General features: G+C 61.2%; 20 protein-coding genes. 10 read left to right on the top strand and 10 right to left on the bottom strand.

Annotation, left to right across the window (positions count from 1 at the left end):
- Positions 1-16: 16 nt before the first annotated feature.
- Both aptA and IEX53_RS16650 read right to left on the bottom strand, forming a co-directional pair.
- Positions 17-1,339, bottom strand: coding sequence for an omega-aminotransferase AptA (gene aptA, locus IEX53_RS16655; protein ID WP_188825314.1), 1,323 nt, complete (start codon positions 1,337-1,339; stop codon positions 17-19).
- Between the two features lie 238 nt (positions 1,340-1,577).
- Positions 1,578-2,714: an alpha-hydroxy acid oxidase gene (locus tag IEX53_RS16650; RefSeq protein ID WP_188825313.1), complete on the bottom strand. Its 1,137-nt coding sequence runs from the start codon at positions 2,712-2,714 to the stop codon at positions 1,578-1,580.
- Positions 2,715-2,876: 162 nt separating this feature from the next.
- Between IEX53_RS16650 and IEX53_RS16645 the strand changes: the two genes are divergently transcribed.
- The 5 genes from IEX53_RS16645 (at position 2,877) to IEX53_RS16625 (ending at position 11,399) form a co-directional block, all read left to right on the top strand.
- Positions 2,877-3,974, top strand: coding sequence for an efflux RND transporter periplasmic adaptor subunit (locus tag IEX53_RS16645; protein ID WP_236016238.1), 1,098 nt, complete (start codon positions 2,877-2,879; stop codon positions 3,972-3,974).
- A 170-nt stretch (positions 3,975-4,144) separates the two neighbouring features.
- Entirely contained in the window at positions 4,145-5,281 is a 1,137-nt protein-coding gene (locus IEX53_RS16640; RefSeq protein ID WP_188825311.1) for an efflux RND transporter periplasmic adaptor subunit, read from the top strand.
- On the top strand, positions 5,278-8,334 hold the full coding sequence (locus tag IEX53_RS16635; RefSeq protein ID WP_188825310.1) for an efflux RND transporter permease subunit: 3,057 nt from the start codon (positions 5,278-5,280) through the stop codon (positions 8,332-8,334). Before IEX53_RS16640 ends, IEX53_RS16635 begins: the two co-directional genes overlap by 4 nt.
- An 81-nt stretch (positions 8,335-8,415) precedes the next feature.
- A complete protein-coding gene (locus IEX53_RS16630) occupies positions 8,416-8,673 on the top strand; it encodes a hypothetical protein (RefSeq protein WP_188825309.1) in 258 nt (85 codons plus the stop codon).
- A 158-nt stretch (positions 8,674-8,831) separates the two neighbouring features.
- Positions 8,832-11,399: a mechanosensitive ion channel family protein gene (locus tag IEX53_RS16625; RefSeq protein ID WP_188825308.1), complete on the top strand. Its 2,568-nt coding sequence runs from the start codon at positions 8,832-8,834 to the stop codon at positions 11,397-11,399.
- A gap of 45 nt (positions 11,400-11,444) precedes the next feature.
- Here the strand turns inward: IEX53_RS16625 and IEX53_RS16620 are convergent, their stop codons facing one another.
- The 3 genes from IEX53_RS16620 to IEX53_RS16610 form a co-directional block, all read right to left on the bottom strand.
- On the bottom strand, positions 11,445-12,377 hold the full coding sequence (locus tag IEX53_RS16620) for a hypothetical protein (RefSeq protein WP_188825307.1): 933 nt from the start codon (positions 12,375-12,377) through the stop codon (positions 11,445-11,447).
- A 27-nt stretch (positions 12,378-12,404) separates the two neighbouring features.
- The gene (locus IEX53_RS16615) at positions 12,405-13,313 is read right to left on the bottom strand and encodes a hypothetical protein (protein WP_188825306.1); all 909 of its coding nucleotides are present in this window, start codon (positions 13,311-13,313) and stop codon (positions 12,405-12,407) included.
- Positions 13,314-13,483: 170 nt separating this feature from the next.
- Positions 13,484-14,389: a LysR family transcriptional regulator gene (locus IEX53_RS16610; protein WP_188825305.1), complete on the bottom strand. Its 906-nt coding sequence runs from the start codon at positions 14,387-14,389 to the stop codon at positions 13,484-13,486.
- A gap of 103 nt (positions 14,390-14,492) precedes the next feature.
- Between IEX53_RS16610 and IEX53_RS16605 the strand changes: the two genes are divergently transcribed.
- Complete coding sequence (locus IEX53_RS16605) at positions 14,493-15,671, top strand: MFS transporter (protein ID WP_188825304.1); 1,179 nt, start codon at positions 14,493-14,495, stop codon at positions 15,669-15,671.
- A gap of 39 nt (positions 15,672-15,710) precedes the next feature.
- A complete protein-coding gene (locus IEX53_RS16600; RefSeq protein WP_188825303.1) occupies positions 15,711-16,745 on the top strand; it encodes an aldo/keto reductase in 1,035 nt (344 codons plus the stop codon).
- Positions 16,746-16,858: 113 nt separating this feature from the next.
- Here the strand turns inward: IEX53_RS16600 and IEX53_RS16595 are convergent, their stop codons facing one another.
- The 5 genes from IEX53_RS16595 to IEX53_RS16575 all read right to left on the bottom strand — a co-directional run bounded on the left by IEX53_RS16595 (position 16,859) and on the right by IEX53_RS16575 (position 23,393).
- The gene (locus IEX53_RS16595; RefSeq protein ID WP_188825302.1) at positions 16,859-17,752 is read right to left on the bottom strand and encodes a sialidase family protein; all 894 of its coding nucleotides are present in this window, start codon (positions 17,750-17,752) and stop codon (positions 16,859-16,861) included.
- Positions 17,753-17,960: 208 nt separating this feature from the next.
- A complete protein-coding gene (locus IEX53_RS16590) occupies positions 17,961-19,331 on the bottom strand; it encodes an aspartate aminotransferase family protein (protein WP_188825301.1) in 1,371 nt (456 codons plus the stop codon).
- 102 nt (positions 19,332-19,433) lie between these two features.
- Positions 19,434-19,835, bottom strand: coding sequence for a COG4315 family predicted lipoprotein (locus IEX53_RS16585; RefSeq protein ID WP_188825300.1), 402 nt, complete (start codon positions 19,833-19,835; stop codon positions 19,434-19,436).
- A gap of 141 nt (positions 19,836-19,976) precedes the next feature.
- Positions 19,977-20,882: a hypothetical protein gene (locus tag IEX53_RS16580; RefSeq protein ID WP_188825299.1), complete on the bottom strand. Its 906-nt coding sequence runs from the start codon at positions 20,880-20,882 to the stop codon at positions 19,977-19,979.
- 225 nt (positions 20,883-21,107) lie between these two features.
- Positions 21,108-23,393, bottom strand: coding sequence for a DNA translocase FtsK (locus IEX53_RS16575; RefSeq protein ID WP_444542151.1), 2,286 nt, complete (start codon positions 23,391-23,393; stop codon positions 21,108-21,110).
- Between the two features lie 513 nt (positions 23,394-23,906).
- On the opposite strand from IEX53_RS16575, the gene IEX53_RS16570 reads away from it, so the two are divergent.
- From IEX53_RS16570 to IEX53_RS16560, 3 genes are all read left to right on the top strand, one after another.
- Positions 23,907-24,137, top strand: a complete 231-nt coding sequence (locus tag IEX53_RS16570) for an AbrB/MazE/SpoVT family DNA-binding domain-containing protein (protein WP_188825297.1) — start codon at positions 23,907-23,909, stop codon at positions 24,135-24,137.
- Positions 24,134-24,547 carry a PIN domain-containing protein gene (locus IEX53_RS16565; protein WP_188825296.1) on the top strand — a complete coding sequence of 138 codons (414 nt, stop codon included), beginning with the start codon at positions 24,134-24,136 and terminating at the stop codon, positions 24,545-24,547. Before IEX53_RS16570 ends, IEX53_RS16565 begins: the two co-directional genes overlap by 4 nt.
- Before the next feature lie 186 nt (positions 24,548-24,733).
- Complete coding sequence (locus IEX53_RS16560; protein WP_373288682.1) at positions 24,734-25,573, top strand: substrate-binding domain-containing protein; 840 nt, start codon at positions 24,734-24,736, stop codon at positions 25,571-25,573.
- The last annotated feature ends 232 nt before the right edge of the window (positions 25,574-25,805 follow it).

The following is a 25,805-nucleotide window of genomic DNA, read 5'->3' as shown; positions in this document are numbered from 1 at the left end:
AATATTTCGCGTTTTACTATGCTGCCTGCTTAATACTCTCTCCAAGCATCGAAACCATTGTGTCGATCTCATCGCGCTCGACAATCAAGGGCGGTGAGAGGGCAATGATGTCGCCAGTTACGCGAATGAGCAAGCCTTTATTAAAGCAATCGGTGAAAACCTCGTAAGCGCGGGCGCCCGGCGCGCCGTCACGGGAAGCAAGCTCGATGCCCGCGACGAGGCCGATGGTGCGGATGTCGATGATGTCAGGCAGGCCCTTCAGCGAATGGATCGCCTCCTGCCAGTAATCGGCCAGTTCCGCGCCGCGGGTGAGCAGCCCTTCGTCCTCGTAGATTTCGAGCGTTGCCAGACCTGCCGCGCAGGCGACGGGGTGGCCGGAATAGGTATAGCCGTGGAAAAGCTCGATCTGGCTTTCCGGCCCCTGCATCAGCGCGTCGTGGACCTTGCGGCTGGCAAAGACCGCGCCCATGGGGATCGCGCCATTGGTCAGGCCCTTGGCAGTGGTGACGAGGTCGGGGACGACGCCGAAATAATCGACCGCGAAGGGTGTGCCGAGACGACCGAAGCCGGTGATAACCTCGTCGAAGATCAGGAGGATGCCGTGCTTGTCGGCGATGGCGCGCAGGCGCTCCAGATAATTTTGCGGCGGGAGCAGCACGCCTGTGGAACCCGCGACGGGCTCGACGATGACGGCGGCGATGGTTTCCGCGCCGTGGAGTGCGACGAGGCGCTCCAGATCGTCGGCCAGTTCCGCGCCATGGGCGGGGAGGCCCTTGACGAAGCTGTTGCGCGCGGGATCATGGGTATGGCGCAGATGGTCCGTGCCGGGGAGGGTGGGGAAAACGCGGCGGTTGTTGACGAGGCCGCCGACCGAAATGCCGCCGAAACCGACGCCGTGATAGCCGCGCTCACGACCGATGACGCGAGTGCGCGTTCCCTGGCCGATGGCGCGCTGATAGGCGATGGCGATTTTCAGGGCCGTATCGACGGATTCCGAGCCGGAGCCGGTGAAGAAAACCCGGTCGAGCTGCGCGCCCTCGCCACCGGGGGCCTTTGCCGCCAGCTTTTCGGCGAATTCGAAGGCGACGGGGTGGCCCATCTGGAAGGAGGGTGCGTAGTCCATGGTGGTGAGCTGCCGCTCCACCGCTTGCGCAATGCGTTTGCGGCCGTGGCCGGCATTGACGCACCAGAGGCCGGATGTGCCGTCCAGCACCTTGTTGCCGTCCACATCGGTGTAATACATGCCTTCGGCAGAGGCGAGCAGGCGCGGCGCGGCCTTGAACTGCCGGTTGGCGGTAAAGGGCATCCAGTAGTTTTCAAGGCGGGGGGTGTTGCGCATGGGCGTGCTCCTGGGGCGTTTTGATATGAAAGGTTGGCGGGACAGTAACCCCCCTCTGCCCTGCCGGGCATCTCCCCCACAAGGGGGGGAGATCGGCCTTCATTCATGACGGCACACAATCGCCGAGGTGTGAGATTAGCGAAAGCGAACCTTACAGCCAATCTCCCCCCTTGTGGGGGAGATGCCCGGCAGGGCAGAGGGGGGTGTCTGAAGCGCAGGTCATTCTGCGTGACCAGCACTACTCCCTATAAAGCACATCCTGCCCGATATCGGTCACGCGGCGCTTGCCACAAAGCGCCATGGTGATGTCGAGTTCCTTGCGGATGATGTCGAGCGCGAGGGTGACGCCCTCTTTGCCCATCGCGCCGAGGCCGTAGAGGAAAGGACGCCCGATGAAGACGCCTTGCGCGCCAAGCGCCAGCGCCTTCAGCACGTCCTGGCCCGAGCGGACGCCGCCATCCATATGGATTTCGATCTTGTCGCCGACCGCATCGACGATCTTCGGCAGCATCGAGATGGAGGAGGGGGCACCGTCGAGCTGGCGGCCGCCATGGTTGGAGACGACGATGGCATCCGCGCCCGATTGCGCCGCCATCTTTGCGTCCTCGACGTCGAGGATACCCTTTAAAATCAGCGGTCCGCCCCAGTGCTGCTTGATCCATTCGACATCGCTCCAATTGAGGCGCGGGTCGAACTGCTCGGCGGTCCAGGCGGAGAGGGAGGAGAGGTCGGTCGCGCCCTTGGCGTGGCCCACGATGTTGCGGAAGGTGCGGCGCTGCGTGCCGAGCATGCCCATGCACCAGGCGGGCCGGGTCGCCATCTGCCAGATATGCTTTGGGGTGAATTTCGGCGGGGCGGAGAGGCCATTGCGCAAATCCTTGTGGCGCTGGCCGAGGATCTGCAGGTCGAGGGTGAGGACGAGGGCCGAGCATTTGGCGGCCTTGGCGCGGTCGATCAGATTCTTCACGAAATCGCGGTCGCGCATCACGTAGAGCTGGAACCAGAACGGTTTCTTCGTCACCGAGGCCACGTCTTCGATGGAGCAGATGCTCATGGTGGAGAGGGTGAAGGGAACGCCGAACTCTTCCGCGGCCTGTGCCGCCAGCATCTCGCCGTTGGCGTGCTGCATGCCGGTGAGGCCGGTCGGGGCGAGGGCCACGGGCATGGAGACCTTCTGGCCGATCATGGTGCTCTCCAGCGAGCGGTCGGTCATATCGACCAGAATGCGCTGGCGCAGCTGGATTTTCTTGAAGTCTTCCTCGTTGGCGCGGTAGGTGCTCTCCGTCCAGGCGCCGGAATCGGCATAATCGAAGAACATTTTCGGGACGCGGCGGCGCGCCAGTTCCTTCAAATCCGCGATGTCATGGATCGTCATCTCTCTCCCACCCTTTATGCATTCCTCACCCTTCCGGCATGGCGGATTGCGGCAGCGGAATCAAGTATCATTATTGCGTTGCATATTGACGCGGATGACTTATCTCTTCCGGGACAGGAGTGCCGGGGGGACTGGATGACAGGCATGGAGAGGGACGGTGGCATGCGCCATTTTGCAGCGTCTGGCTGGAGACGGCTTGTCGGCCTGGGGCTTATCGTCGTGGCGCTTTCGGCCTGCGAACGGCAGGGAGAGGTCGCGAAAGGCGAGGATACCGTCGCGGTCGCCGTCGAAACCGTCCATTATGCTGATTATGCGCCGGAGATCGTGCTGACCGGGGCCATCGCGGCGCGCACCCTCACCAACCTGTCCTTCCGCGTCGGCGGGCAGGTGACCGAGCGCGACGCCGATGTCGGCCAGCATGTCACGGGAACGCAAGTATTGGCGAAGCTCGATCCCTCCACGCAGCAGGTCAATATCCGCACGGCGCAAGCCTCCCTCGACGCGGCGAAATCACAACTGACGCAGGCGGGCTCCGCCTTCGAGCGGCAGCAGGTGCTGCTCGACCGGGGTTTTACGACGCGGCGGCAATTCGACGAAGCGCAACAGAGCCTGCGGACGGCGCAAAGCGCGGTGGCCGTGGCGGAAAGCCAGCTTGCCAATGCCAGGGACGAGCTTTCCTACACCCAATTGCGGGCCGGGATTTCCGGCGTGATCACCGCGCGCAACATCGAGGTGGGGCAGGTGGTGCAGGCGACGGAAACCGCCTTCACCATCGCCGAAGACGGCCCGCGCGACGCGGTGTTTGACGTGCAGGAGACGCTGGTGGCGAAGGGCAAGGCGGGCGAAGAGGTGACGGTGAGCCTCATCGCCAATCCGAAAGTTCAGGCGAAGGGGCAGGTGCGCGAGGTGTCGCCCGTCGTCAATCCGGCCACCGGCACGGTTCGCGTCAAAGTCGGGATCAGCGATACGCCGCGCGAGATGGCGCTCGGTGCGCCCATCACCGGCACCATGCAGCTTGAGCCGCAGCGCGCGGCGGTACTGCCCTGGAGCGCGCTTACTTCAGATGCAGGGCGCCCGGCGGTGTTTGTGCTGGGGGAGGGGAATGTCGCCGCGCTCGCTCCGGTGAAGGTGCTGAGCTATGAGCGTGAGCGGGTCGTGATAGTCAGCGGGGTTGAGGAAGGCCAGCGCGTGGTGACCAAGGGGACGCAATTGCTGCGAGCGGGGGAAGTGGTGGATGTGGTCGAGGGGGCGGGGGAATGAAGAGACGGTTGCGCTATAACACCCCCCTCTGCCCTCCTGAGCTTGTCGAAGGGCGGCATCTCCCCCACAAGGGGGGAGATTGGCTGACACGCGCCACGCCTCTTCTCTTTCAACGTTCGCGATCGGTGCCGAGCAGTCGTGAAGGCGTAATCTCCCCCCTTGTGGGGGAGATGCCGCCCTTCGACAAGCTCAGGAGGGCAGAGGGGGGTGAGCGGCGGTTCCGGACCCTCTGCTTTTTCAAACGAGCAGCCTTCCTAAGCCTCGCCACCCTCCTCCTCACCGCCTGTAGCGAGCAGCATCAGCAGCAGCCCGAGCCCATCCGCCCCGTCCTCTACATCAAGGCCGAACCCCAGGTGCAGCGCGCATATGGTTTCGTCGGCACGGTCGAGCCGCGCTACAGCACGAACCTCGCCTTCCGGGTGCTGGGGCGGGTCATCAGCCGGGATGCGGATGTGGGGGATACTATCCAAAAGGGCGAGACGGTCGCCGCCATCGACCCGACCTCGCTCGATCTGGCGCTACAGGCGGCGCGGGCGGATCTGGCGAGCGCGGAAGCGCAGTTCGCCAATGCCGCGGCCAGCGAAGAGCGGCAGCGCACGCTGTTCGGACAGGGCAATATCTCGCAGGCGATGCTGGACGCGGCGACGCAAGGAAGGGACGCGGCGAGCGCGCAGGTGGAAAAGGCGCAGGCCGCGCTCGCCCAGGCGCAGGACCAGCGGAGCTATGCGCAGCTGAAATCGGATTTCGACGGCGTGGTGTCGTCGGTAAGCGCGGAAGTCGGGCAGGTGGTCGCGGCCGGGCAGACGGTGCTGACCGTCGCGCGCTCGGATATACGCGAGGCGGTGGTGGATATACCCGACAGCATGATCGGCGATATTCCCGAGGGGATGCCTTTCGACGTCATCCTGCAATCAGCCCCCTCCATCCGGGCGAACGGGCGGGTACGGCAGATCGCCCCGCAATCCGACCCTGCCACGCGCACACGGCGCGTCCGCATCACGCTCGACAATCCGCCGCCGGCGTTCCGGCTCGGCTCGATGATATCTGCGACACGGCATGTAACGACGAAGCCCTCGGTGGTACTGCCGCTCTCGGCGCTGCTTGAGGAAGGCGGCAAGAGTTTTGTCTGGATTGCCGATCCCAGGACGGGGACGGTTACCCGGCAGGCGGTGGATGTGGTGGCGCGCAATGGCTCGAGCTTTACGGCGGGGAATATTGCCGATGGCGCTTATGTGGTGACGGCGGGCGTCCATAGCCTCGGAGAAGGCCAGAAGGTCAGCTTGCCGCAAGAGGGGACAGGCCAGTGAAGAATTTCAATCTCTCCGACTGGGCTCTCAATCACCGCTCGCTCGTCTGGTATTTCATGCTGGTGTTCCTTGTCGCCGGCGTCGTTTCCTATATCGACCTCGGCCGCGAGGAAGACCCGGCCTTCACGATCAAGACCATGCTGGTGCAGGCCAATTGGCCCGGCGCATCGGTCGATGAGACGATCAATCAGGTCACCGACCGCATCGAGAAGAAGCTGGAGGAACTGGACGATCTCGATTTCACCCGAAGCGTCACCACGGCGGGCAAGACCATCGTCTTTGTCAATCTGAAAGCGACCACCAAGGGGCGGGATGTCGAGGCGACATGGGTGCGGGTGCGCAACATGATGAACGACATCCGCTCGTCCTTCCCCGAGGGAGTGCTCGGGCCGTTCTTCAACGACCGTTTCGGGGATGTCTACGGAAACATCTACGCCTTTACCGCCGATGGGCTGACGCAGCGGCAATTGCGCGATTATGTCGAGGATGTGCGGACCAAGGTTCTGACCGTGCCCAATGCCGGCAAGGTCGATCTCGTCGGCGCGCAGGACGAGGCGATCTATCTGGAATTCTCGACGCGGCAGCTCGCCGCCCTCGGGCTGGACGAGCAGGCGATCCTGCAAAGCCTGCAGGACCAGAACGCCATCACCCCCTCCGGCGTCATCGAGGCGGGGCCGGAGCGGGTGAGCGTTCGGGTCAACGGGCAGTTCACCTCCGAAGATAGTCTTCGCGCGGTGAATTTGCGGGTGAACAACCGCTTCTTCCGGCTGACCGATGTGGCGACCGTCACGCGCGGCTATGCCGATCCGCCCACCTCCCTCTTCCGCTTTAACGGCAAGGATGCCATCGGGCTTGCCATCGGCATGAAGCCGAACGGCAATCTCCTGGAATTCGGCGAGGCGCTGCGGGAGACGATGAATAAGGCGGTCGCGGAACTTCCCGTGGGCGTCGGCGTGCATCAGGTGGCGAACCAGCCGGTGGTGGTGGAGGAAGCGGTATCAGGATTTACGCGCGCGTTGTTCGAGGCCATCGCCATTGTGCTGGTCGTGAGCTTCATCAGCCTCGGTTTGCGGGCCGGTTTCGTGGTGTCGCTGTCAATCCCGCTGGTGCTGGCCATCACCTTCCTCACCATGAGCTATCTCGACATCTCGCTGCAGCGCGTCTCGCTCGGCGCGTTGATCATCGCGCTGGGCCTGCTGGTGGACGATGCGATGATTGCCGTCGAAATGATGGTGGCGCGGCTGGAACAGGGCGACCCGCTCAACAAGGCGGCGACCTATGTCTACACCCACACCGCCTTTCCCATGCTGACGGGGACGCTGGTGACGATTGCCGGCTTCATGCCCATCGGGCTTAATTCCAGCCAGGCGGGCGAATATACGTTCACGCTGTTCGTCGTCATCGCCGTGTCTCTGATCGTGTCGTGGATCGTGGCGGTGCTGTTCGCACCATTGCTCGGCGTGACGTTCCTGCCCGCGAAGATGGCGCATCACGACGAGAAGCCGCGCCGCTTCTTCATGGCCTTCTCGCGCGTGCTGCGCTTCTCCGTTCGGCATCACTGGCTCACCATCATCGCCACGGTGCTGGCCTTTGCCGTGTCGGTCGTGGGCATGCGCTTCATCGAGCAGCAGTTCTTCCCGTCATCCGACCGGCCGGAACTGGTGATCGACTGGAAGCTGCCGGAAAGCGCCTCCATCGCCGAGACCAAGGCGCAGATGGAGCGCTTCGAGAAGACGATGCTCGCCGGCAACCCTGATATCGACCATTGGAGCAGCTATATCGGGCAGGGCGCGGTGCGCTTCGTGCTGACCTTCGACGTGCAGCCGGCGAATCCCTATTTCGGCCAGATGATTATCGTCGCGAAGAATATCGAGGCGCGCAACCGGCTGAAGGCGGAGTTCGACAGGGTGCTGCGGAAGGATTATGTCGGGACGGATACCTTTGTGAAGTTCCTCGAGCTTGGGCCTCCTGTAGGCAGGCCGGTGCAATATCGCATCAGCGGGCCGGATATCCAGCACTTGCGCGGTTATGCGCAGGACCTGGCGGGCCTCATGAGCATCGATCCGCATCTGGGCATTGTCGCCTATGATTGGAACGAGCCTGCCCGCATGATCAAGGTCGACGTAATGCAGGACAAGGCGCGGCAATTGGGCGTCACGTCCAAATCCATCGCGACGGCGCTCAACAGCGTGGTGGGCGGCGTCACCATCACGCAGGTGCGCGACGCGACCTATCTCATCAATGTCATCGCCAGGGCCGATGCGAAGGAGCGTGGCTCCATCGAGACGCTGCGCAATCTCCAGATCGCCACCGGCGCGGGCGAATCCATCCCGCTCGCCTCGATCGCCAATTTCCGCTACGAGCTGGAGCAGCCGGTGGTATGGCGGCGCGACCGCATTCCCACCATCACCGTGTCGGCGGGCATCAATGACGGCGTGATGCCAATGACGGTGGTTGATGAACTCGCGCCGAAGATCGATGCCTTCGCGGCAAAGCTGCCTGATGGCTACAAGATCGAAACGGCGGGCACGGTCGAAGAAAGCGCCAAGAGCCAGGGGCCCATCATCGCCGTCGTGCCGCTGATGCTGTTCGTCATCGCGACGATCCTGATGGTGCAGTTGCAGAGCTTTCAGCGGCTCTTCCTCGTCGTCGCCGTGGCGCCGCTGGGGCTTATCGGCGTGGTGGCGGCGCTGCTGCCTTCCGGCGCACCGCTTGGCTTCGTCGCCATTCTCGGCGTGCTGGCGCTGATCGGCATCCTGATCCGCAATTCGGTGATCCTGATCGTGCAGGTGGAAGATCTGATCAAGGAGGGCGTGCATCCGTGGGATGCAGTGATCGAGGCGACGCAGCACCGCATGCGCCCCATCGCGCTCACGGCGGCGGCGGCGAGCCTGGCGCTCATCCCTATCGCGCGCGAGGTGTTCTGGGGGCCGATGGCCTATGCCATGATGGGCGGCATCATCGCCGGCACGGCCATCACTCTCCTGTTCCTGCCCGCGCTGTATGTAGCGTGGTTTCGGGTGAAGGAACCGGAAGGTGAGGCGCAAGCATAGCTTGAAAAGAAGAGGGCGGTGTTATAGATTAAAGGAGCGAGAAGCAGGAGTGCGACCTCCTGCCCCTCGATACCTTACGTGATGAATCGGATCCGCACCGTCACTGACCAGGTGGTGCGGGTCTTTTTTATCTCAAAGGTGACAATGATCGGTATTGACCAAATTGGCGGATACCACATTGTAGCTTTCTCCTTTCGAAGATTGGGGCCTCTTGCCGATTGGCTGGCGCTGCCCCCTTATCGCCAGTGTGCCCCTGGACTGACACGTCTGCTTTCAACCTTCGACGGAAAATCTATAGACGAGATTTTTATATTGGGCGAGCGGGATGGTTGCTTCTGATTTCTATTAGATTTCGCTAATTATTAAGTAGTTATAATATTTTACATTAAATATTTCATTTATTTCTGTAGGTAATCTAAATACTATTTATAATTTACTGTAGCTATAGAAATATTGTAAATATTAATTAATATTTACATCGAATTTACGAGGATTCGATGCAGAGAAAGAAGAATTACAGAGGATTGTTGCGGGTGGGATGGCGTTCTCCCTTTCTTCTTTTCGTGCTTTCGTTGCTCAGCCTCATGTTTCTCGTCTCCGAGGCGCAATCGCAAGCAACCGCCAACTGGACGGGCACCTGGAATACGAAATGGGCCTATGGCGCGGCTCCCGTCACGTTCGAGCAGAACGGAGAGCAGGTGACGGGGCGCTATCCCCTTTACAATGGGCGCATCGAGGCGAAGGTTGTCGGTAACCAGCTGATCGGCCGCTGGACCGAGGGGGATCGTCATGGCGACTTCCTGTTCGTCCAGTCGCCGGATGGATCCAGCTTCATGGGCCGTTTCGGCGATGCCATGGCGGAATGGTGGACCGGTGTTCGGGCCGATGCCGCGCTCTATCAGAGTGTGCCCGTGGACCAATCGAGCCCGATGGCCACGATGGCCACCTTCCTGAAGGCGATGAACGAAAGCGGCGCGGACAATATTTCGCGGGCCGCAGGGGGCGGCATGGCGCTGGTCGGCAAGGCGGCGAGCGTGGTTGACGTCGCCGACACGGACCGGGGCGGCCACAACATCAATGATTATGTGCATGAGCTTTATGCGGTCATCGACAAGCTCACCTTCCGCCTTTCCAACCTGCCGCACAGGACGATCAAAACCGATGAGGCGACGGCGCGGCTCGGCCAATTCGATACTGATGTGACCTATGACGTCAATTTCCGCCGCAAGGACGGCAAGTGGTTCATCGTCGGGCCGCCGCTCGATGATTTGAAGGCGAAGCTGGCGGAGCTTTCCAAGGCGCGCGGCGAGCCGGTGGATACGGTGAGCGAGCCGGAGAAATTGCGCACGCCGCGCGATGCCTTCAAGGTGCTGCTCGGCAGCTTCAGCGGCGGCAGCGATGCGCCGGCGGAGAGCACGCTCAACATGCAGGGCATTCCCGCCGCCGTGCGCGCGGACGAAGCGCCGCTCTTCACCCGCTACCTCAAGAAGGTGATCGACCGGATCGGCTATGTCTATTGGCAGGAGATACCCGACGATCCCAAGAGCAAGGCGCCTTATGTGTTCTTCCAGCATCCGGCGGGCAATATCGCGGTTGGGCCGGTCGAGACGGACAAGGGCGTGATCTGGCAGTTCACGCCGGATACGCTGCACCATATCCGCTCGCTCTATGCATCCGTCGAGGATGTGCCGGTGGCGCCGGAATTCTCGGCCACCGCGGGCGATGACGTCTATTTCAAAATACGGTCCTTTGCCCGGTCGCTCAGCCCGGCCCTGCTTCAACGCGCCGGTCCCGTGGATTGGTGGCAATGGCTGATGCTGGGCATTCTGGGTGCGCTCGGCATTGTCGGTGGTTTCATCGCCAAGGGACTTCTCTTCGCCTTTCACCGGCGTGGTACGGCGGTGTTGCCGGAAGAACAGCCCGCGCTGCCGCATGCCGTCGGATGGTCGGTGCGGGTCATCGTTCTGGGTCTCTTCCTGCTGGCGGCCTTGCGTCTGCTGGGCCTGCCTAGCATGGTGGCGACGCCGGTGAAGGCGCTGGGCTGGGCGGCGATCCTGCTCGGCGCTGTGCCGATCCTCTGGCATCTCGTCGGTAAAGCCGGAGATGTCTACCGTAGCCGCTGGCCCGTTCCGGGCTATCATGAGACGCTGATCGCGCTTTTGACCGGCGTTGCCCGCGCCGCTATCGTCCTCTTCGCCTTCCTGGCGCTGGCACAGGTGTTCCAGCTGCCCTATGAGCATGTACTGGCGGGGCTTGGCATTGGCGGCCTCGCCGTGGCGCTCGCGGCGCAGCCGACCTTGCAGAATTTTCTCTCCGGCCTCACGCTCTATGCGGACCGACCGGTCAGCGTCGGCGATTTCTGCAAGTTCGACGACACGCACGGCACCGTGGAGCATATCGGCATGCGCTCGACGCGGGTGCGCTCGCTCGACCGCACGGTGTTCTCGATACCGAACTCGGAATTTGCCGATATGAAGATCGAGAACTATTCCCGGCGCGACCGCATTCGCTTCAACACGACCCTGCAATTGCGCTGCGAGACGACCGCCGACCAATTGCGCTACGTCATTGCGCAATTGCGCCATTTGCTCATCGCCCATCCGCGGGTGATGGAGGATCCGGTCGTGCGCTTCGTCGGGTTCGGCGAATATTCGCTCGATGTCGAGATCACCGCCTATATCCGCACCAACAATGGTGATGAGTTCCTGGCGATCCGCGAGGATATCCTGCTGCATATCATGAAAATCGTCGACGAAGCCGGCGTCCAGTTCGCCTTCCCGTCATCGGTCCAATACGGGCTGGAGGATCTGCCGATCGACATGGAAAAGCAGGCGGAGGCGGAGCGAAGGGTCGCGGCATGGCGCAAGGGGGAGAAGCTGCCATTCCCGGATTTTTCCGACGATGACAAGGCGCAGATAAGCGATACGCTGTCCTATCCGCCGGAGGGGTCGGTGCATGCGTCCTCACCGCTCTCGGTTCAAAATGCGGGGCGCTCTCCCCGCCAATCGCGCTGGAAGCTGCTCGGCAGCAAGCCGGGGAAAAAGAGCGCGCGGGCAAATGGGTAGCCCATATCGCCCGCTTCACGCTCCCTATGCGGCCTGGGGCGTTATTCAATCTTCCGTAAGTACTTCGCTGTGATAGGCGACGAAATATTTCCCATAATGATATCCAAGAGCACCGCCCGTTTTCGGAATTCGCGGGTTGTTGCTTATCGGCATGGCCCAAGACCAGGCGTCGACTTTGAAGTTGGTATAGGTCAGATAAAGTATCGGCCGGCCTGTGCTGTCTCCATAGACGCATGCGATTACGCCTTGTTCTTCGATCCAGCAAAGAGTCGGCGGGCTATCGCTGGTGTGCCCCCCGAGCGGTATTGGTGTCGTCCAGTCCGTTCCGTTTTTGCTGGTTGTGATCATAAGCGCGCGGTTATCGCCAACGTATACACACCATAGCTCGTTCTTGAATACAGCCAACGCGGGTGCCATGGATGTTTTTGGCCCCACGGACCAGGCGCCATCTTGCCAACCCTTCGTAATATCTCTGCAAGGCGCGATCAACAGCGTGTTGTCCCCATCCTCGCAAAATGCGCACCATAGTACTCCATTAAATTCAGCTAATGACGGTCCTATCAGCGAAGTTCCTGGAATTCCATCCATGAGTTTCCAATTTATACTTCCGTCGTTATTTTCGGAGATGGCAGCGTACGAAAGTATGTCTATCTTGTTGCTATTAAACGCGCAGACTAAATTTTGATTATACACGGCCATGGCGGGGCTCGCATTAGCAGGGTTCGCAAAGGTGTCTCCAGAGGCGATCGACCATTCCCTCGGGTTCCAGCCATTCGAACCGGTGGTTTCCTCGTAAGATGTATAGAAAATATTCTGGTTCGTCGTATCGCCGCGATGCATGAGCCACAGCTTAGTTCCATGGCTGCACAGTGCGGGCGTTGCTGAGCTGCGGTAGGACGATGGGAAGTCTTGCGCTTTCTTCCAGGTCAGTGAGTAAAGATCGAAATCAGCCGAGGTCCATTTCAAAATTTCTTTCATCGTATTTCTCCTGAATGTTTGCGATGATTATGCTGAACGGTAGGCGAGAAAAAACTTGTTTTGGTAATATGCCATGCCCGCACCTGCACCCGGGGCCCGAGCGACTCCGTCTATCGGTATCGGGTATGACCATGCGTCGGGCCTGCCGAGGGTGTAGGTAAAGTAGAATTTTTGAAGACCCTTACTGTCTCCGTATACACAGGCAAGTATGTCGAGATCAGGTATATAACAGAGAGTTGGGTCGCTATCGCTGGTTTGGCCTCCCAGCAAAACGGGCATTTCCCAGCTCCTGCCGTCTGTGCTTGTGGTAACCCAGAGGTTGGAGCCTTCGTCGCGATATACGCACCATAGTTTGTTATGATATGCGGCAAAGCCCGGTGAGGCGGACGTTATCGGTCCCGTCGATTCGTTACCCCATCCGTTGCCATCCATGCTATTTTTTGAGAAACGGAGGCCCTTGTTGCCGGAATCGGAATAGGCGCACCACAGCGCGTTTCCGTAAGCGGCAAATTTAGGCGCTATCCAGGAAATGCCTATCCCTGAAGGAACAGGACTCCAGTTTAAGCTGCCATCGTTTGTTTGAAGATTGCTTACAAAGTTTGAGATGGCTCCGATATCGTCGAGGTATGCGGAGTATAGCTGGCAGCCGTACACAGCCATGGTAGGGCCGGTGCCGGCGTTCTTACCGGGAATCAGCCATGGCTCTGTATTCGTCCATTCGCCTGCCGAAGTGGAAGTTGGCGCGTAATATGTGTAGAAAATATTGGGATTGGTCCCGCCGCCACGGTGCATGAGCCACAGCTTCCCCATAAAGGCGCATAGCGCGGGTGTCGCAGAGCTGTAACATGGCGTTGGGAAATCCTGCGGCGGGTGCCAGTTAATACCGGGGAAACTGGTGTTGAATGTTCCCACGGCCCATTTCAAAACGTCACTCATTGAAAAATCCTATTATCGAGACGGAAACGGATAATACAACTATAGGCAGAGTTCGGTGTCTAATGCGGCAGCCATAATGTGGCGTAATCATTTAATATTAGCAGCTTTACCGCTACCTCCGGTTGAATGTCAATGTGTGTTGTAACGGTCGGTTAATGGAGCATTAATTTCTATCTGACCCGTGCGCGCTCGGCTAGAAAATCGAGCAATGCGCGCACACGGGTGGGTAGGGGGCCACCCTGGCCGACATAGACGGCGTGGACCTCTTCCAGATCGCCGGGATTGCAATCTTCCAGCACCGGCACGAGGCGACCCGCTTCGATATCTTTGCGGACGGCGAAGGCGGCGAGGCGGGCGAGGCCGACGCCTGACACCACCATATGCCGCATGGCCTCGCCGTCGTTAACCTGCACCGCGCCGGTGGCGGGGAAGGTGACGGTCCTGCCTTCATGGATGAGCGGCCATCCCTTGACGGTCCTGGCATAGCAGAAGGCGATGCAAGTGTGCCCTTCGAGCTCCAGGACGGTCTTCGGCTCGCCGAAGCGTTTGAGATAATCGGGCGAGGCGACGATGACCATGCGCGTCGCGCCGAGCTTGCGGGCGATGAGGTTGGAGCTTTTCAGCGGCCCGGCGCGCACGGCGACATCGGTGCGCTCCGCCAAAAGGTCGATCACCGCATCCGTCTGCACCATGTCGAGCGCCACACCGGGATACATCGCCAGGAATTCCGGCAGGATCGGCGCGAGGATATGGGTGGCGAAGGAGGCGTTGGTGTTGAGCCGGATGCGCCCGGCGGGCTTTTCGCCGGTCGAGGCGCTGCGCTCAGCCTCGTCGAGATCGGCGAGGATACGGGTGCTGCGTTCGTAGAAGGCCGTGCCCTCGGGGGTTAGCTGCAGCTTGCGTGTCGAGCGGTTGACGAGTCTTGTGCCAAGGCGCGTCTCCAGCCGGGTGATGAGCTTGCTCACCGCCGACGGCGTCATGCGTTGGCTACGGGCTGCAGCGGAAAAGCCGCCCATTTCCACCACGCGGACGAAGACTTCCATCTCGCCGAAGCGGTTGATGTCGATGCGGCTCATGGTGAATTCAATTCACAAATCCTGTTCCTCAATGCTCTCTACATCATCGTATGGCGCTCGTCCATATTCCGGGCCAATGCAACAATGGAAGAGGCTCGATCAAATGCCTTTGGCTCTTTATGCCCTGACTGCCGGTGCGTTCGGCATCGGTGTCACGGAATTCGTCATCATGGGACTGCTGCTGGAGGTGAGCGCCGATCTCGGCGTCTCCATCGCCATGGCGGGCCTGCTCATATCAGGCTATGCGCTGGGCGTCGTCGTCGGCGCGCCTGTCATGACCATCCTGACCGGAAGGTGGCCGCGCAAGACCGTGCTTCTCGGCCTGATGCTGATCTTCACCATCGGCAATGTCGCCTGCGCGCTCGCGCCCGGCTATGGCTTCCTGATGGCGGCGCGGGTGCTGACTGCCTTTGCGCACGGCACCTTCTTCGGCGTCGGCTCGGTGGTGGCGACCAATCTCGTCGCGCCGGACAAGCGTGCCTCAGCCATCGCCATCATGTTCACGGGGCTGACTGTGGCCAATATCCTCGGCGTTCCCTTCGGCACCTGGCTCGGGCAGCAATTCGGCTGGCGCGCTACTTTCTGGGCGGTGGCGCTGGTCGGGGCCGTCGCGCTCGTCATCATCGCGCTGCTCGTGCCGCGTGACAAGACTGCGCCCGAGGCGGGCGACTGGCGCGCGGACTTGAAGGCGCTTGCGCGTCGTCCGGTGCTGCTCGGGTTCCTCACGACGGTGCTGGGCTATGCCGGTGTCTTCGCGGTGTTCACCTATATCGCCCCGGCGCTGACGCGTATCACAGGCTTTTCGGAAGGTGCGGTGTCGCCGATCCTGCTCGTCTTCGGCGGCGGGCTGATCGTGGGCAATCTCGTCGGCGGCAAGCTTGCCGACCGGCATCTGGTCAGGACCGTTGTCGGCACGCTGGTGGTGCTTGCCGCAGTGCTCGGCCTCATGACCTTCGCGCTTCATGAAAAGATCGCCGCCATTGCCTTCGTCGGGCTTCTCGGCGCGAGCGCCTTCGCCACCGTCGCGCCGCTGCAGATGTGGGTGCTGTCCAAGGCGGAGGGTGCGGGCCAGAGCCTCGCCTCCAGCTTCAACATCGCCGCCTTCAATCTTGGCAATGCGCTCGGCGCGTGGGCCGGGGGCGCGGTGATCGATTACGGGCCGGGGCTTGGCGCCATCCCTGTTGTCGCCGCGCTCATCACGCTGGGCGGGCTCGCTATCGCGGTAATCAGCATTCGCATGGACCGGCGGGGCGTACCGGCCGGGGCGCCTGCCAGCGCATGAAACTCTATTATTCCTCAACATCAGAAGGCAAAATTAATCATGGAATACAGATATTTGGGTAAATCGGGCCTGAAGGTTCCCGTCCTCAGCTTCGGCGCGGGAACATTCGGCGGGCAGGGGCCGCTCTTTAGTGCCTGGGGCAATACGGATGCGGACGAGGCGCGGCGGCTCGTCGATATCTGCCTGGAAGCGGGCGTCAATCTGTTCGACACTGCCGACGTTTATTCGAACGGCGCTTCGGAGGAGGTGCTGGGCGAGGCGATCCGGGGCCGTCGCGATCAGGTGATTATCTCGACCAAGACCGGCCTGCCGATGGGCGAAGGGCCGAACGATGCGGGCACCTCGCGCAGCCGGTTGATCAAGGCGGTCGAGGACGCGCTGCGGCGGCTCGGCACCGACTATATCGACCTTCTGCAACTGCACGCTTTCGATGCCGGAACGCCGGTCGAGGAGGTGCTGTCGACGCTTGACGATCTGATCCGGGCCGGGAAGATCCGCTATGCAGGCGTTTCCAATTTCGCGGGCTGGGAACTCATGAAATCGCTCGCAGTGGCGGAGAAGCATGGCTATCCGCGCTATGTCGCGCATCAGGCCTATTACTCGCTGGTTGGGCGGGACTATGAATGGGAACTGATGCCGCTCGGTCTCGACCAAGGCGTCGGCGCGCTGGTGTGGAGCCCGCTGGGCTGGGGACGGCTCACCGGCAAAATCCGCCGCGGCCAGCCGCTGCCCGAGCAGAGTCGCCTGCACCAAACGGCGGAATATGGGCCGCCGGTGGATGACGAAAGGCTCTACCGCATCATCGATGTGCTGGACGCGATCGCCGCGGAAACCGGGAAGACCATTCCGCAAATCGCGCTCAACTGGCTGCTGAGCCGTCCTACGGTGTCGTCAGTGATCATTGGTGCGCGCAATGAGGAGCAGTTGCGCCAGAATCTGGGCGCTGTCGGCTGGTCCTTGACGGCGGAACAGGTCGCCCGGCTCGACGAGGCCAGCGCCGTCACCGCGCCCTATCCCTATTTCCCTTATCGCCGGCAGGCGGGCTTTGCGAGGCTGAACCCGCCGGTGATTTGAAGATACAAAGGGAGACATGCCAGTCCCGGTATCTGGGATGGCATACCGGGACCCGATGAGGTGAGCGGGGTTTGCCGAAAGCCTCGCTCACCTGTATTGCTGCTGCTACTCAGTTACTGGTTGCCTCGATAGACGCAGTAAATACTATTATTGTAATATGCGATCCCCGCGCCGTCTCCCGACGCGCGCAGGTTCCCATTTCCTATTGGCTTGGGGGCCGTCCAATTCTTGGGGTCGTCAACGGTGGTGCACATATAGTTGAATGACGATTTGTCCTTCGTGTTGCCATACACGCATATAAGGGCGTCATTGGACGGTTCCCAGGTCAAGGCAGGCGCGCAGTCGCTCGATTGTCCCGTCGATGCCGGTGGAGACCACGTCACACCATCGGCACTTGTCGTAACATACAGGACATCGCCCGCGCCTTGGTACATGCACCATAACCGGCCTTTGAAGGCGATCAATGCGGTTGCCTTCTCCGTCTCCACGTTTAGCGGATGAGATATCCCCCAGTCTTGATCGTTGGAGGTGCTTACACAATAAAGCTTTTTATCCGAATAGCTCGTGTAAACGCACCACAACCGGCCTTTGTATGTTGCCAATGCCGGTCCCGTGAAATTCCAATAGGGTGGGTGATGGTAGGTCCAAGTATGACCATCGGTGCTCTTGGTGGCATAAAATCCGTTGTCGGTGCCGCGATATACGCAAAATGGGTCTGCCTGCGGGAATGCTGTCAAGGCGGGGGATTCGTAGGTCAGCTGGCCGCCGGAAATTTGCCAATTTCCTTGCCAGCCGGGGAGGCTGGTATAGGTCGCGGCATACATGGATAAGTCCGCTCCAGCACCGCGAAACACGCACCACACCTTATCCGGATCACCGTTGCTGTTGAACGTAGCGGCTACAGCCGGCGTAACGGCACTGGAACCGGGACCGTCCTTCCCCTGATTCCAGGACAAGTCCGGGAAAGCCTCGAGAGATGCGGAAGTCCATTTCAGAGTGTCACCCATTTAAATCGTCCTTGTATCAATATTTGTTTTGCTGCAATTATGCGGTGCGACAAACCCAATAAGCGGTAATAGCTCTTGGGAAACCTTATGGATTGTTTTCTATAGAACTTATAGCGTGCTATACCTTCGGTCAATGCACGCGTAAGTTTTTATTGGGGCGCGTGGGAACAGATACCTTAGCTTTCTCTTACTGTGATGGAAGCGGCTCTCAGCCCGCCCCGCCATTCTCAACCGCTGCGCTCACCGCCTTGAGCGCCGCTTCGGCGATGCCGAACATCTGGTCGATCTGCTCCTCGGTAATGATCAGCGGCGGGCAGAAGGCGAGGGCGTCGCCGACATTGCGCCCGATGAGGCCGCGCTCGTGCATGGCGCGGTTGATGGCAAGGCCGAGCGCGCCGGGCTTGTCGGCGAAGGCGGCGTGGTAGACCTCCAGCGCGCCGATGAGGCCGACGCCGCGCGCTTCCACCACCAGCGGGTGGCTTTCGAGTGCGCGCAGGCGGGCGAGGAAATGCGGGCTCAGATTGCGGGCATTGCCCACGAGATCGCGCTCCTCGATGATGGCGAGGTTTTCCAGCGCCACGGCGGCGGCGACCGGATGGCCGCTGGCGGTGAAGCCGTGGCCGAACGTGCCGATTTCGGCGGATTGATCCGCGAGCGGCTGGTAGACCCGGTCGTTGATGAGCACGGCGGAGATGGGCAGGTAAGAGGACGAAAGCTGCTTGGAGAGGGTCATGATGTCAGGCTCGATCTCGTATTTGGTCGAGCCGAACATCTCGCCGGTGCGTCCGAAGCCGCAGATGACTTCGTCAGCGATAAGCAGGATGTCATACTTCCTCAGCACTGCCTGGATTCCCCGCCAATAGCCTGCCGGCGGCACGATCACGCCGCCCGCGCCCATGACCGGCTCGCCGATGAAGGCGGCGATGGTTTCCGGTCCTTCCGCGAGGATCAAATCTTCCAGATCCTTGGCGCAGCGCTGGGCGAATTCCAACTCGCTTTCGCCGGGGACCGCGCCAGCGCGGTAATGCGGGCAGGTGGTGTGGAGAATGCCCGGCATCGGCAGGTCGAAGGCGCGGTGGTTATTGGGCAGGCCGGTGAGGCTGGCGCTCGCCAGCGTGACGCCGTGATAGCCCTTCATGCGCGAGATGATCTTTTTCTTCTCCGGCTTGCCGAGCGCGTTGGAGCGGTAGCGGACGATCTTCACCACCGTGTCGTTGGCCTCGGAGCCGGAATTGGTGAAATAGACCTTCGACATCGGCACGGGGGCCATGGCGATCAGCTTTTCCGCCAGGTCGACCGAGGGGCCATGCGTCTTCTGGGTGAAGGTGTGGTAATAGGGCAGCTTCTCCATCTGCCGCGCGGCGGCCTCGACCAGCCGCTTTTCGCCAAAGCCGACGGCGACGCTCCAGAGTCCGGCCATGCCCTCGATATAGCGCTTGCCATTGTTATCGAAGACATAAATGCCCTCGCCCCGCTCGATCACGAGCGAACCTTCCGCCTCCTGCTTGCGGGCGTTGGTGTAGGAATGGAGCTGATAGGCGATGTCACGGGCTTCGGTGGAATTGGGCTGATGGGACACGGCGCTGCACCTGCTTTTCGTTGGACAGGCTTGAAGATAGCCGAGCCCCGTCTGGCAGGGAAGGGCGGGAAGGCGTATATTAGCGCCCTCCCGCCCGATCTGTTATTCCTTGGCGATGTGCCACTGGCCGCCGTGGACCCCGTCACCGGTTGTTTCGCCTGCCTTCTTGTCCTTGATATAAAGATAGAGCGGCCTTCCATTATGCGCCCATTGCAGGGTTCCGTCCTTGCGCTCGATGAGCGTGAAATCGTCATCGTTCGACACGGTGCCCTTGGGTGCGGTCAGGGGCGGCCAATCCTTGGCACATTGATCATAACATTCCGACTTACCTACCCCGTCTTTCGCATGGATATAGAGCGTCATGCCCTTGGCGTCGGTGAGAATGTCTCCCTTGGCCGTTTCCATGGAGCGGATCGCGCCGCCGGCATGGTTATTGTCTGCATGGGCAAACGGCACCGACAGCGCCATGGCCGCGGCGGTGAAAAGCATGGTGCGAATGGACATTGCTATCTCCTTGGGTTCGCAGTGGTTTACGACCCGCGAGGAGGATAACAGCTGGTATGGGAGTTTGGTTCCGGCCTGCGCAGGAGGCGCAGGCCGGGAAATCTTCCGGTTTGATTCAGGAAGCGGGGCTAATTCTTTGTTTCACCCAGCGTCGGGAGCGGTCGCGCCTTCCCCGATCACCGGGCGAATGGGTCGGCCCGGACGGGTGCCATCCGGCTCGGCAGGACGGCCGGGAACGGCGGCTGGGCTCGGCGGACTGGGCGAAACGATCACACCCTCGCCGATGCGGGGGACCGGCGGGGTTGGGCGGCTTTCGCTCGGACGGGCGGGAGGCGGAACATCGGCTGGGCGAGGCGGCACCGGTGGAACGATCACTCCCTCACCGATCCGTGGAGCGGATGGCTCCGGACGGCTGGCATTCGGGCGCGGATGGGAGAACGGCTCCAATGAACGGTGCGGAACGTCGGCGGGACGGGGCGGCGTCGGCGGGACGGTCACGCCCTCGCCGATGCGGGGCGCGGGATGGTTGTGGCGCGGGAAAGAGAACGGCTCGATCGGGCGGCCCGGAACGTCGGCTGGACGGGGGGGCGGCGGCTGGACGGACACGCCCTCGCCGATCCGGGGCGGTATCGGCTGGACGGACACGCCTTCGCCAACGCGGGGAGCAGGAAAGGCCGGGCGATCGCCACGCGGACGGTTTGGCCAGAGCGGATAGGCGGGACGACCGGGACTATAGACAGGACGGCCGGGAATATCGACGGGGCGTCCTGGAATGTAGACTGGATTGGCTGGCGCCGTATAGACGGGACGTCCGGGAACAATACGATCCCGGTAATCGCGATAATAATATCCGTTATAATAGCGGCTATTATAATACCGATTCGTGTAATAACGGTTATCGTAATAGCGGCTTGAGCTGTAGGAGGGCGTGACGGTATAGGAAGGCCAGTCATATCCGTCGTAGTACTCGTCCGCCGTGGTGCAGCCGGATAAGGCAAGGCCCGCAACGCCGATTAATGTCGCCAAACGCAGGAATTTCATAGACATAATACTGCCTCCCACCAAGGAGATTTGGCCTTGTTTAAGAGCAGATATGGCGCGCGTTCGCTTTCCTACAATACTTGCGCGCGCGGCCTCTCCTTGAAGTGATACTTGGGTGATTATGAATTTCATAAAAAAAGCCCCGCTGAGAAGCGGGGCAGGAGGGCCTAGAGGAGCCTAAAGGGTGGAATGTGGATATCGTCCCCTTCGTTGCGGAACACCCCGCCGCGATTACTGGGAGAGGATTTCGCGCTTGCCGACATGGTTGGCCGGGCCGACCAGCCCTTCCTTCTCCATGCGCTCCACCAGCGAGGCGGCGCGGTTGTAGCCGATGCCGAGGCGGCGCTGGATATAGGAGGTGGAACACTTCTTGTCGCGCATGATCACCTTGACCGCCTGGGCGAACAGATCGTCGTCGCCATCCTCCTCCGCCATGGCGGTCTTGTCGAATACGGCGGTATCCTCTGGCTCCGGCGATTCTTCCTCTTCGTCCGCGGTAACGGTGTTGAGGTAGTCCGGACGGCCCTGCAGCTTCAGGTGCGAGACGACCTTTTCCACTTCCTCGTCGGAGACGAAGGGGCCGTGGACGCGGGAGATGCGGCCGCCGCCGACCATGTGCAGCATGTCGCCCTGGCCGAGCAACTGCTCCGCGCCCATCTCGCCGAGAATCGTGCGGCTGTCGATCTTCGACGTGACCTGGAAGGAGATGCGGGTCGGGAAATTCGCCTTGATCGTGCCGGTGATGACATCGACGGACGGACGTTGCGTCGCCATGATCAGATGGATACCGGCGGCGCGGGCCATCTGGGCGAGACGCTGGATCGCGCCTTCGATTTCCTTGCCCGCCACCATCATCAGGTCGGCCATCTCGTCGACGATGATGACGATATACGGCATGGGGGAGAGGTCCATTTCCTCCTGCTCGTAGAGGGTCTCGCCGGTGTTCTTGTCGAAGCCAGTCTGGACGGTGCGGACGATCGCCTCGCCCTTTTCCTTGGCGGCGGCAACGCGGGTGTTGAAGCCGTCTATGTTGCGTACGCCGACCGCCGACATCTTGCGATAGCGGTCTTCCATCTCGCGGACCGCCCATTTCAGTGCCATGACGGCCTTCTTCGGGTCGGTGACGACAGGCGTCAGCAGGTGCGGGATGCCGTCATAGATCGACAGCTCCAGCATTTTCGGATCGACCATGATCAGGCGGCATTCTTCCGGCGTCATGCGGTAGAGGAGCGACAGGATCATGGTGTTGATGGCCACGGACTTGCCGGAGCCGGTGGTGCCGGCGACGAGCAGATGCGGCATCTTGGCCAGTTCCGCGACAACGGGCTCGCCGCCGATGCTCTTGCCGAGGCAGAGCGCCAGCTTGTAGTCGGTGTCCTGGAAATCCTCCGAGGTGATCATCTCGCGGAAATAGACCGTCTCGCGATTAGCGTTCGGAAGCTCGATGCCGATGACATTTCGGCCCGGAACCACCGCCACGCGGGCCGAAAGGGCCGACATGGAGCGGGCGATATCGTCGGCGAGGCCGATGACGCGCGAGGATTTGATGCCCGGCGCGGGCTCAAATTCATAAAGCGTGACCACCGGGCCGGGGCGGACATGGATGATCTCGCCCTTGACGCCGAAATCTTCCAGCACGCTTTCCAGAAGGCCCGCCTTGCGCTCAAGCATCTCCTGCGTGATGACTTCGCCTTCCTGCGCGGGCGGCTCCTGCAGCAGCTCGACCGGCGGCAGCTCGTAGCCATGCTGGCCTTGGGCGCCCATCAGGCGTAGCTCCATGCGGGCGGGCGTGAAGGACTGCTCGCGGCGCGGCATCATGGTGACGACGGCATTGGTGGACGGCGCGGCGGCCACCGGCGCAGGCTCGACGGCGGCTTCTTCTTCCACCGCCGCTTCCGGTTCCACCGCCGCTTCGGCCTGCGGCTCGTTATCCTGAACGACCTCGGCAACCGCTTCCACGGTCTCCGACTCGGCGGATACAGCTTCCGGCGTCGCGACAACTTCCGCTACGGGCGCGACCGGCTCCGGCGTGGCGGCCGCGGGCATGGTCGCGGCCAGCGCTTCGGCTACCTTCTCGGCCATGCCGGGCTGCTTCCACTCGCGCACGCGGAAGAGCTCGGTGATTGCAGTCGCCTGCGGCTTGGGCCGGGCGGGGGCGGCGACCGGAGCGGCGGGCAGTTCGCCGAAGATATCGACCGATTCCCAGAAGGCGAAATCGGACAGATGGCTGAAAGGCGTTTCCTGTCGGCTCGCGGTTTGCTCCTCGCTTGCGGGAGCGGCGGCCTTGACCGGCGCCGGCTTCACAATGGGAGCAGCGGCCACGGGCCGAGGGGTGACGACCACCGCCTGCGGGGCAGGGGTGGGCGCAGCAGCCGGAGCGCTTGCCGCCGGCTGGGGCTTAACCGGAACGTCTTTCTTCGGGCGCACCAGATCGTTCGCGCGCGGATCGGCGGGCGGTGTCTTGGACTTTTCCAGTTCGATCTGCGGCGTGCGGGTGAAACGCACATTTTCGCCCATGGAAAAGGCGTGCTTCCACACCGGCGGATAGCCGGATTGGTTCGCGTACTCAGTGCGCGGGCCAGATGCCGCCAGTTGCTGTGGGACGGGCCGCACGCTGCTGACAACCGACTGCACCGGACGCGGCGTGATCGGCTGAAGCTGGACCGGACGGAGCGGCTGATAGACACCCGGGGCGGTCTGACGGACGGCCTGGCCGCGGGAACCGGACGGAGCGTGGGACGGAGTGATGGATTCGGGAGCGGTCCTGATCGGCCCAGCTGGCGGGAGATGGTCCCGACTTTCGCTTTGTTCGTCGTAATCGTTTGAATTGATAGGGAAATTTGTTCTCTGAATACGCATGTTACCCTGCAACCCGCAAATAGGAGATCGCCCGCTTGGCTTACCCTAATCAATAAAAAATGAAGGTTAATAGTGTCCTTAAAGGAGGGAAAATAAGGGCATAAGAGGTGACGCTTGAAACGGATGCTTCCTTTATGATATACATAATAGATGTAGATCATGGAGGCTGGCATGCAGATTGCAAAATGGGGAAACAGCTTGGCGGTCAGATTACCTTCGGCAGTGGTCGAGGCGCTGAATCTGAAGGAGGGCGACGAGATCAATATTCATGTTCAGGAAGACGGCTCCTTCGGCGTGGCGCGAGATACGAGCCGTGAAAACGCGCTGGAGCGCATCCGTTCGTTTCGCAAGAAGCTTCCCGCCGGCTGGAAGTTCGACCGCGACGAAGCGAACAGCCGATGAGCCGCTCTCGCGAGTTTTTGGACACCAATGTCGTCGTCTATGCCTTCAGCGATGACCCTCGCAGCGAGGCCGCGCAATCGCTTCTAGCAACCGGCTGCGCCATCAGCGTTCAGGTCTTAAATGAATTCGCCAATGTCGCGCGCCGCAAGCTCAATATGAGCTGGCAGGAGATGGGCGTGGCACTCAATGATATTCACACCCTTTGCCGAACGGTCGTCCCCCTAAAAGTGGAGACCCACTTTTATGCCATAGAATTGGCCGAACGGTATGGCTTCTCCATCTTCGATGCGCTCATGGTCGCAGCCACATTGCAAAATGGCGGCGAAACACTCTGGTCGGAAGACATGCAGAATAACCTCGTCGTCGACGGGCGCGTGACGATACGAAATCCGTTTGGTTCTCACGAATAGTTTACGTACACAGAAATTAAATTTGACGCGCGGAAAGTTTTGTGGTTGGCTTCCCCTTGTCGGCTGGCATAGGGAGCCCGTCAGCACGGATGAGTTTCATAATTCGGCTCCGATAAATCCCGGGAGGATTTCGTGACCCTTTCTCGTTTCCTGAAGCCGCTGCTCGCTTCCGCGGCGATCTCTCTCATGACGGTTGCCGCCCATGCGGATGGCATAGGCGCCTCGCTGCTGACGCAGCAGCATCCGTTCTATAACGAGCTGGCGAAGGCCATCACCGAAGAGGCGAAGGCCAAAAATGTGCCGCTCGAAATCTCCATCGCCAATCAGGACCTGAACAAGCAGCTCGCCGACGTGGAAGATTTCATCGTCAAGGGCATCGACGTGCTGATCATCTCGCCTGTCGATAGCAAGGGCGCGGTCGCCGCGATCAAGCGCGCGGAAGCGGCGGGCATCAAGGTCATCACGGTCGACGTGCCTGTCGATGGCGTCGAAGTGACCTCGCATATCGGCACGGACAATTATGCCGGCGGCGTCAAGGCGGGCGAATTGATGGCCAAGGAACTTGGCGACAAGGGCAATGTGGCGATCATCGATTATCCGACCGTGCAGTCGGTGGTGAACCGTGTCAAGGGTTTCAAGGACGCGCTCGCCAAGCATCCGAACATCAAGGTCGTTGCCGAGCAGACCGGCATCACCCGTGCCGAAGCCTTGGCGGCGGCGCAGAACATGTTGCAGGCCAACCCTGATATCAACGGCATCTTCGGCTTTGGTGACGACGCGGCGCTTGCCGCCGCCGTGGCGGTCAAGTCGGCTGGCCTCACCGGCAAGGTGAAGGTGATCGGCTTCGACGGCATGCCCGAGGCGATAAACGCTGTGAATACCGATCCCGACATGGTCGGCGTCATCCAGCAGTTCCCCGACAAGATGGGCAAGCTCGCCGTCGATACGGCCGTGAAGGTGATCGCCGGGGAGAAGGTCCCCGCCGAGCAGCCGATCGAGCCGGGCGTTTATACGAAGAAGAAGTAATTCGGTCAGGGCCGTGCGGCGGCTCGCGCTTTTCTCTGTCGGAGAAAAGCTCACCAAGCGCCCTCGTCCTTCGAGGCTTCGTTACGCTGCGCTTCACTACGCACCTCAGGATGAGGACTACTGGAGCGCCGCTGCCCTTCACAAAGCACCTCTGGACGAGGGCTGCTGAAGCGCCGTTCCTTCACCCTGGTGGAGGTACGCGGCCCTTCACCCTCATCCTGAGGTGCTCGCG

Source organism: Paramesorhizobium endophyticum, assembly GCF_014640615.1.
Taxonomy (GTDB): Bacteria; Pseudomonadota; Alphaproteobacteria; order Rhizobiales; family Rhizobiaceae; genus Paramesorhizobium; species Paramesorhizobium endophyticum.
The sequence above is the reverse complement of the archived record's forward strand: the minus strand, read 5'-3'. Positions and strand labels throughout refer to the sequence as shown.

What these genes read in the sequence shown, in the direction of transcription:
- IEX53_RS16580 (WP_188825299.1), bottom strand. Translation starts at nt 20,882, where the DNA reads ATGTCTATGAAATTCCTGCGTTTGGCGACATTAATCGGCGTTGCGGGC.
- IEX53_RS16610 (WP_188825305.1), bottom strand. Translation starts at nt 14,389, where the DNA reads ATGAGCCGCATCGACATCAACCGCTTCGGCGAGATGGAAGTCTTCGTC.
- IEX53_RS16640 (WP_188825311.1), top strand. Translation starts at nt 4,145, where the DNA reads ATGCCGCCCTTCGACAAGCTCAGGAGGGCAGAGGGGGGTGAGCGGCGG.
- IEX53_RS16615 (WP_188825306.1), bottom strand. Translation starts at nt 13,313, where the DNA reads ATGAGTGACGTTTTGAAATGGGCCGTGGGAACATTCAACACCAGTTTC.
- IEX53_RS16595 (WP_188825302.1), bottom strand. Translation starts at nt 17,752, where the DNA reads ATGGGTGACACTCTGAAATGGACTTCCGCATCTCTCGAGGCTTTCCCG.
- IEX53_RS16585 (WP_188825300.1), bottom strand. Translation starts at nt 19,835, where the DNA reads ATGTCCATTCGCACCATGCTTTTCACCGCCGCGGCCATGGCGCTGTCG.
- IEX53_RS16620 (WP_188825307.1), bottom strand. Translation starts at nt 12,377, where the DNA reads ATGAAAGAAATTTTGAAATGGACCTCGGCTGATTTCGATCTTTACTCA.
- IEX53_RS16630 (WP_188825309.1), top strand. Translation starts at nt 8,416, where the DNA reads ATGAATCGGATCCGCACCGTCACTGACCAGGTGGTGCGGGTCTTTTTT.
- IEX53_RS16645 (WP_236016238.1), top strand. Translation starts at nt 2,877, where the DNA reads ATGCGCCATTTTGCAGCGTCTGGCTGGAGACGGCTTGTCGGCCTGGGG.
- IEX53_RS16565 (WP_188825296.1), top strand. Translation starts at nt 24,134, where the DNA reads ATGAGCCGCTCTCGCGAGTTTTTGGACACCAATGTCGTCGTCTATGCC.
- IEX53_RS16625 (WP_188825308.1), top strand. Translation starts at nt 8,832, where the DNA reads ATGCAGAGAAAGAAGAATTACAGAGGATTGTTGCGGGTGGGATGGCGT.
- aptA (WP_188825314.1), bottom strand. Translation starts at nt 1,339, where the DNA reads ATGCGCAACACCCCCCGCCTTGAAAACTACTGGATGCCCTTTACCGCC.
- IEX53_RS16650 (WP_188825313.1), bottom strand. Translation starts at nt 2,714, where the DNA reads ATGACGATCCATGACATCGCGGATTTGAAGGAACTGGCGCGCCGCCGC.
- IEX53_RS16575 (WP_444542151.1), bottom strand. Translation starts at nt 23,393, where the DNA reads ATGGGCGAAAATGTGCGTTTCACCCGCACGCCGCAGATCGAACTGGAA.
- IEX53_RS16605 (WP_188825304.1), top strand. Translation starts at nt 14,493, where the DNA reads ATGCCTTTGGCTCTTTATGCCCTGACTGCCGGTGCGTTCGGCATCGGT.
- IEX53_RS16570 (WP_188825297.1), top strand. Translation starts at nt 23,907, where the DNA reads ATGCAGATTGCAAAATGGGGAAACAGCTTGGCGGTCAGATTACCTTCG.
- IEX53_RS16600 (WP_188825303.1), top strand. Translation starts at nt 15,711, where the DNA reads ATGGAATACAGATATTTGGGTAAATCGGGCCTGAAGGTTCCCGTCCTC.
- IEX53_RS16560 (WP_373288682.1), top strand. Translation starts at nt 24,734, where the DNA reads ATGACGGTTGCCGCCCATGCGGATGGCATAGGCGCCTCGCTGCTGACG.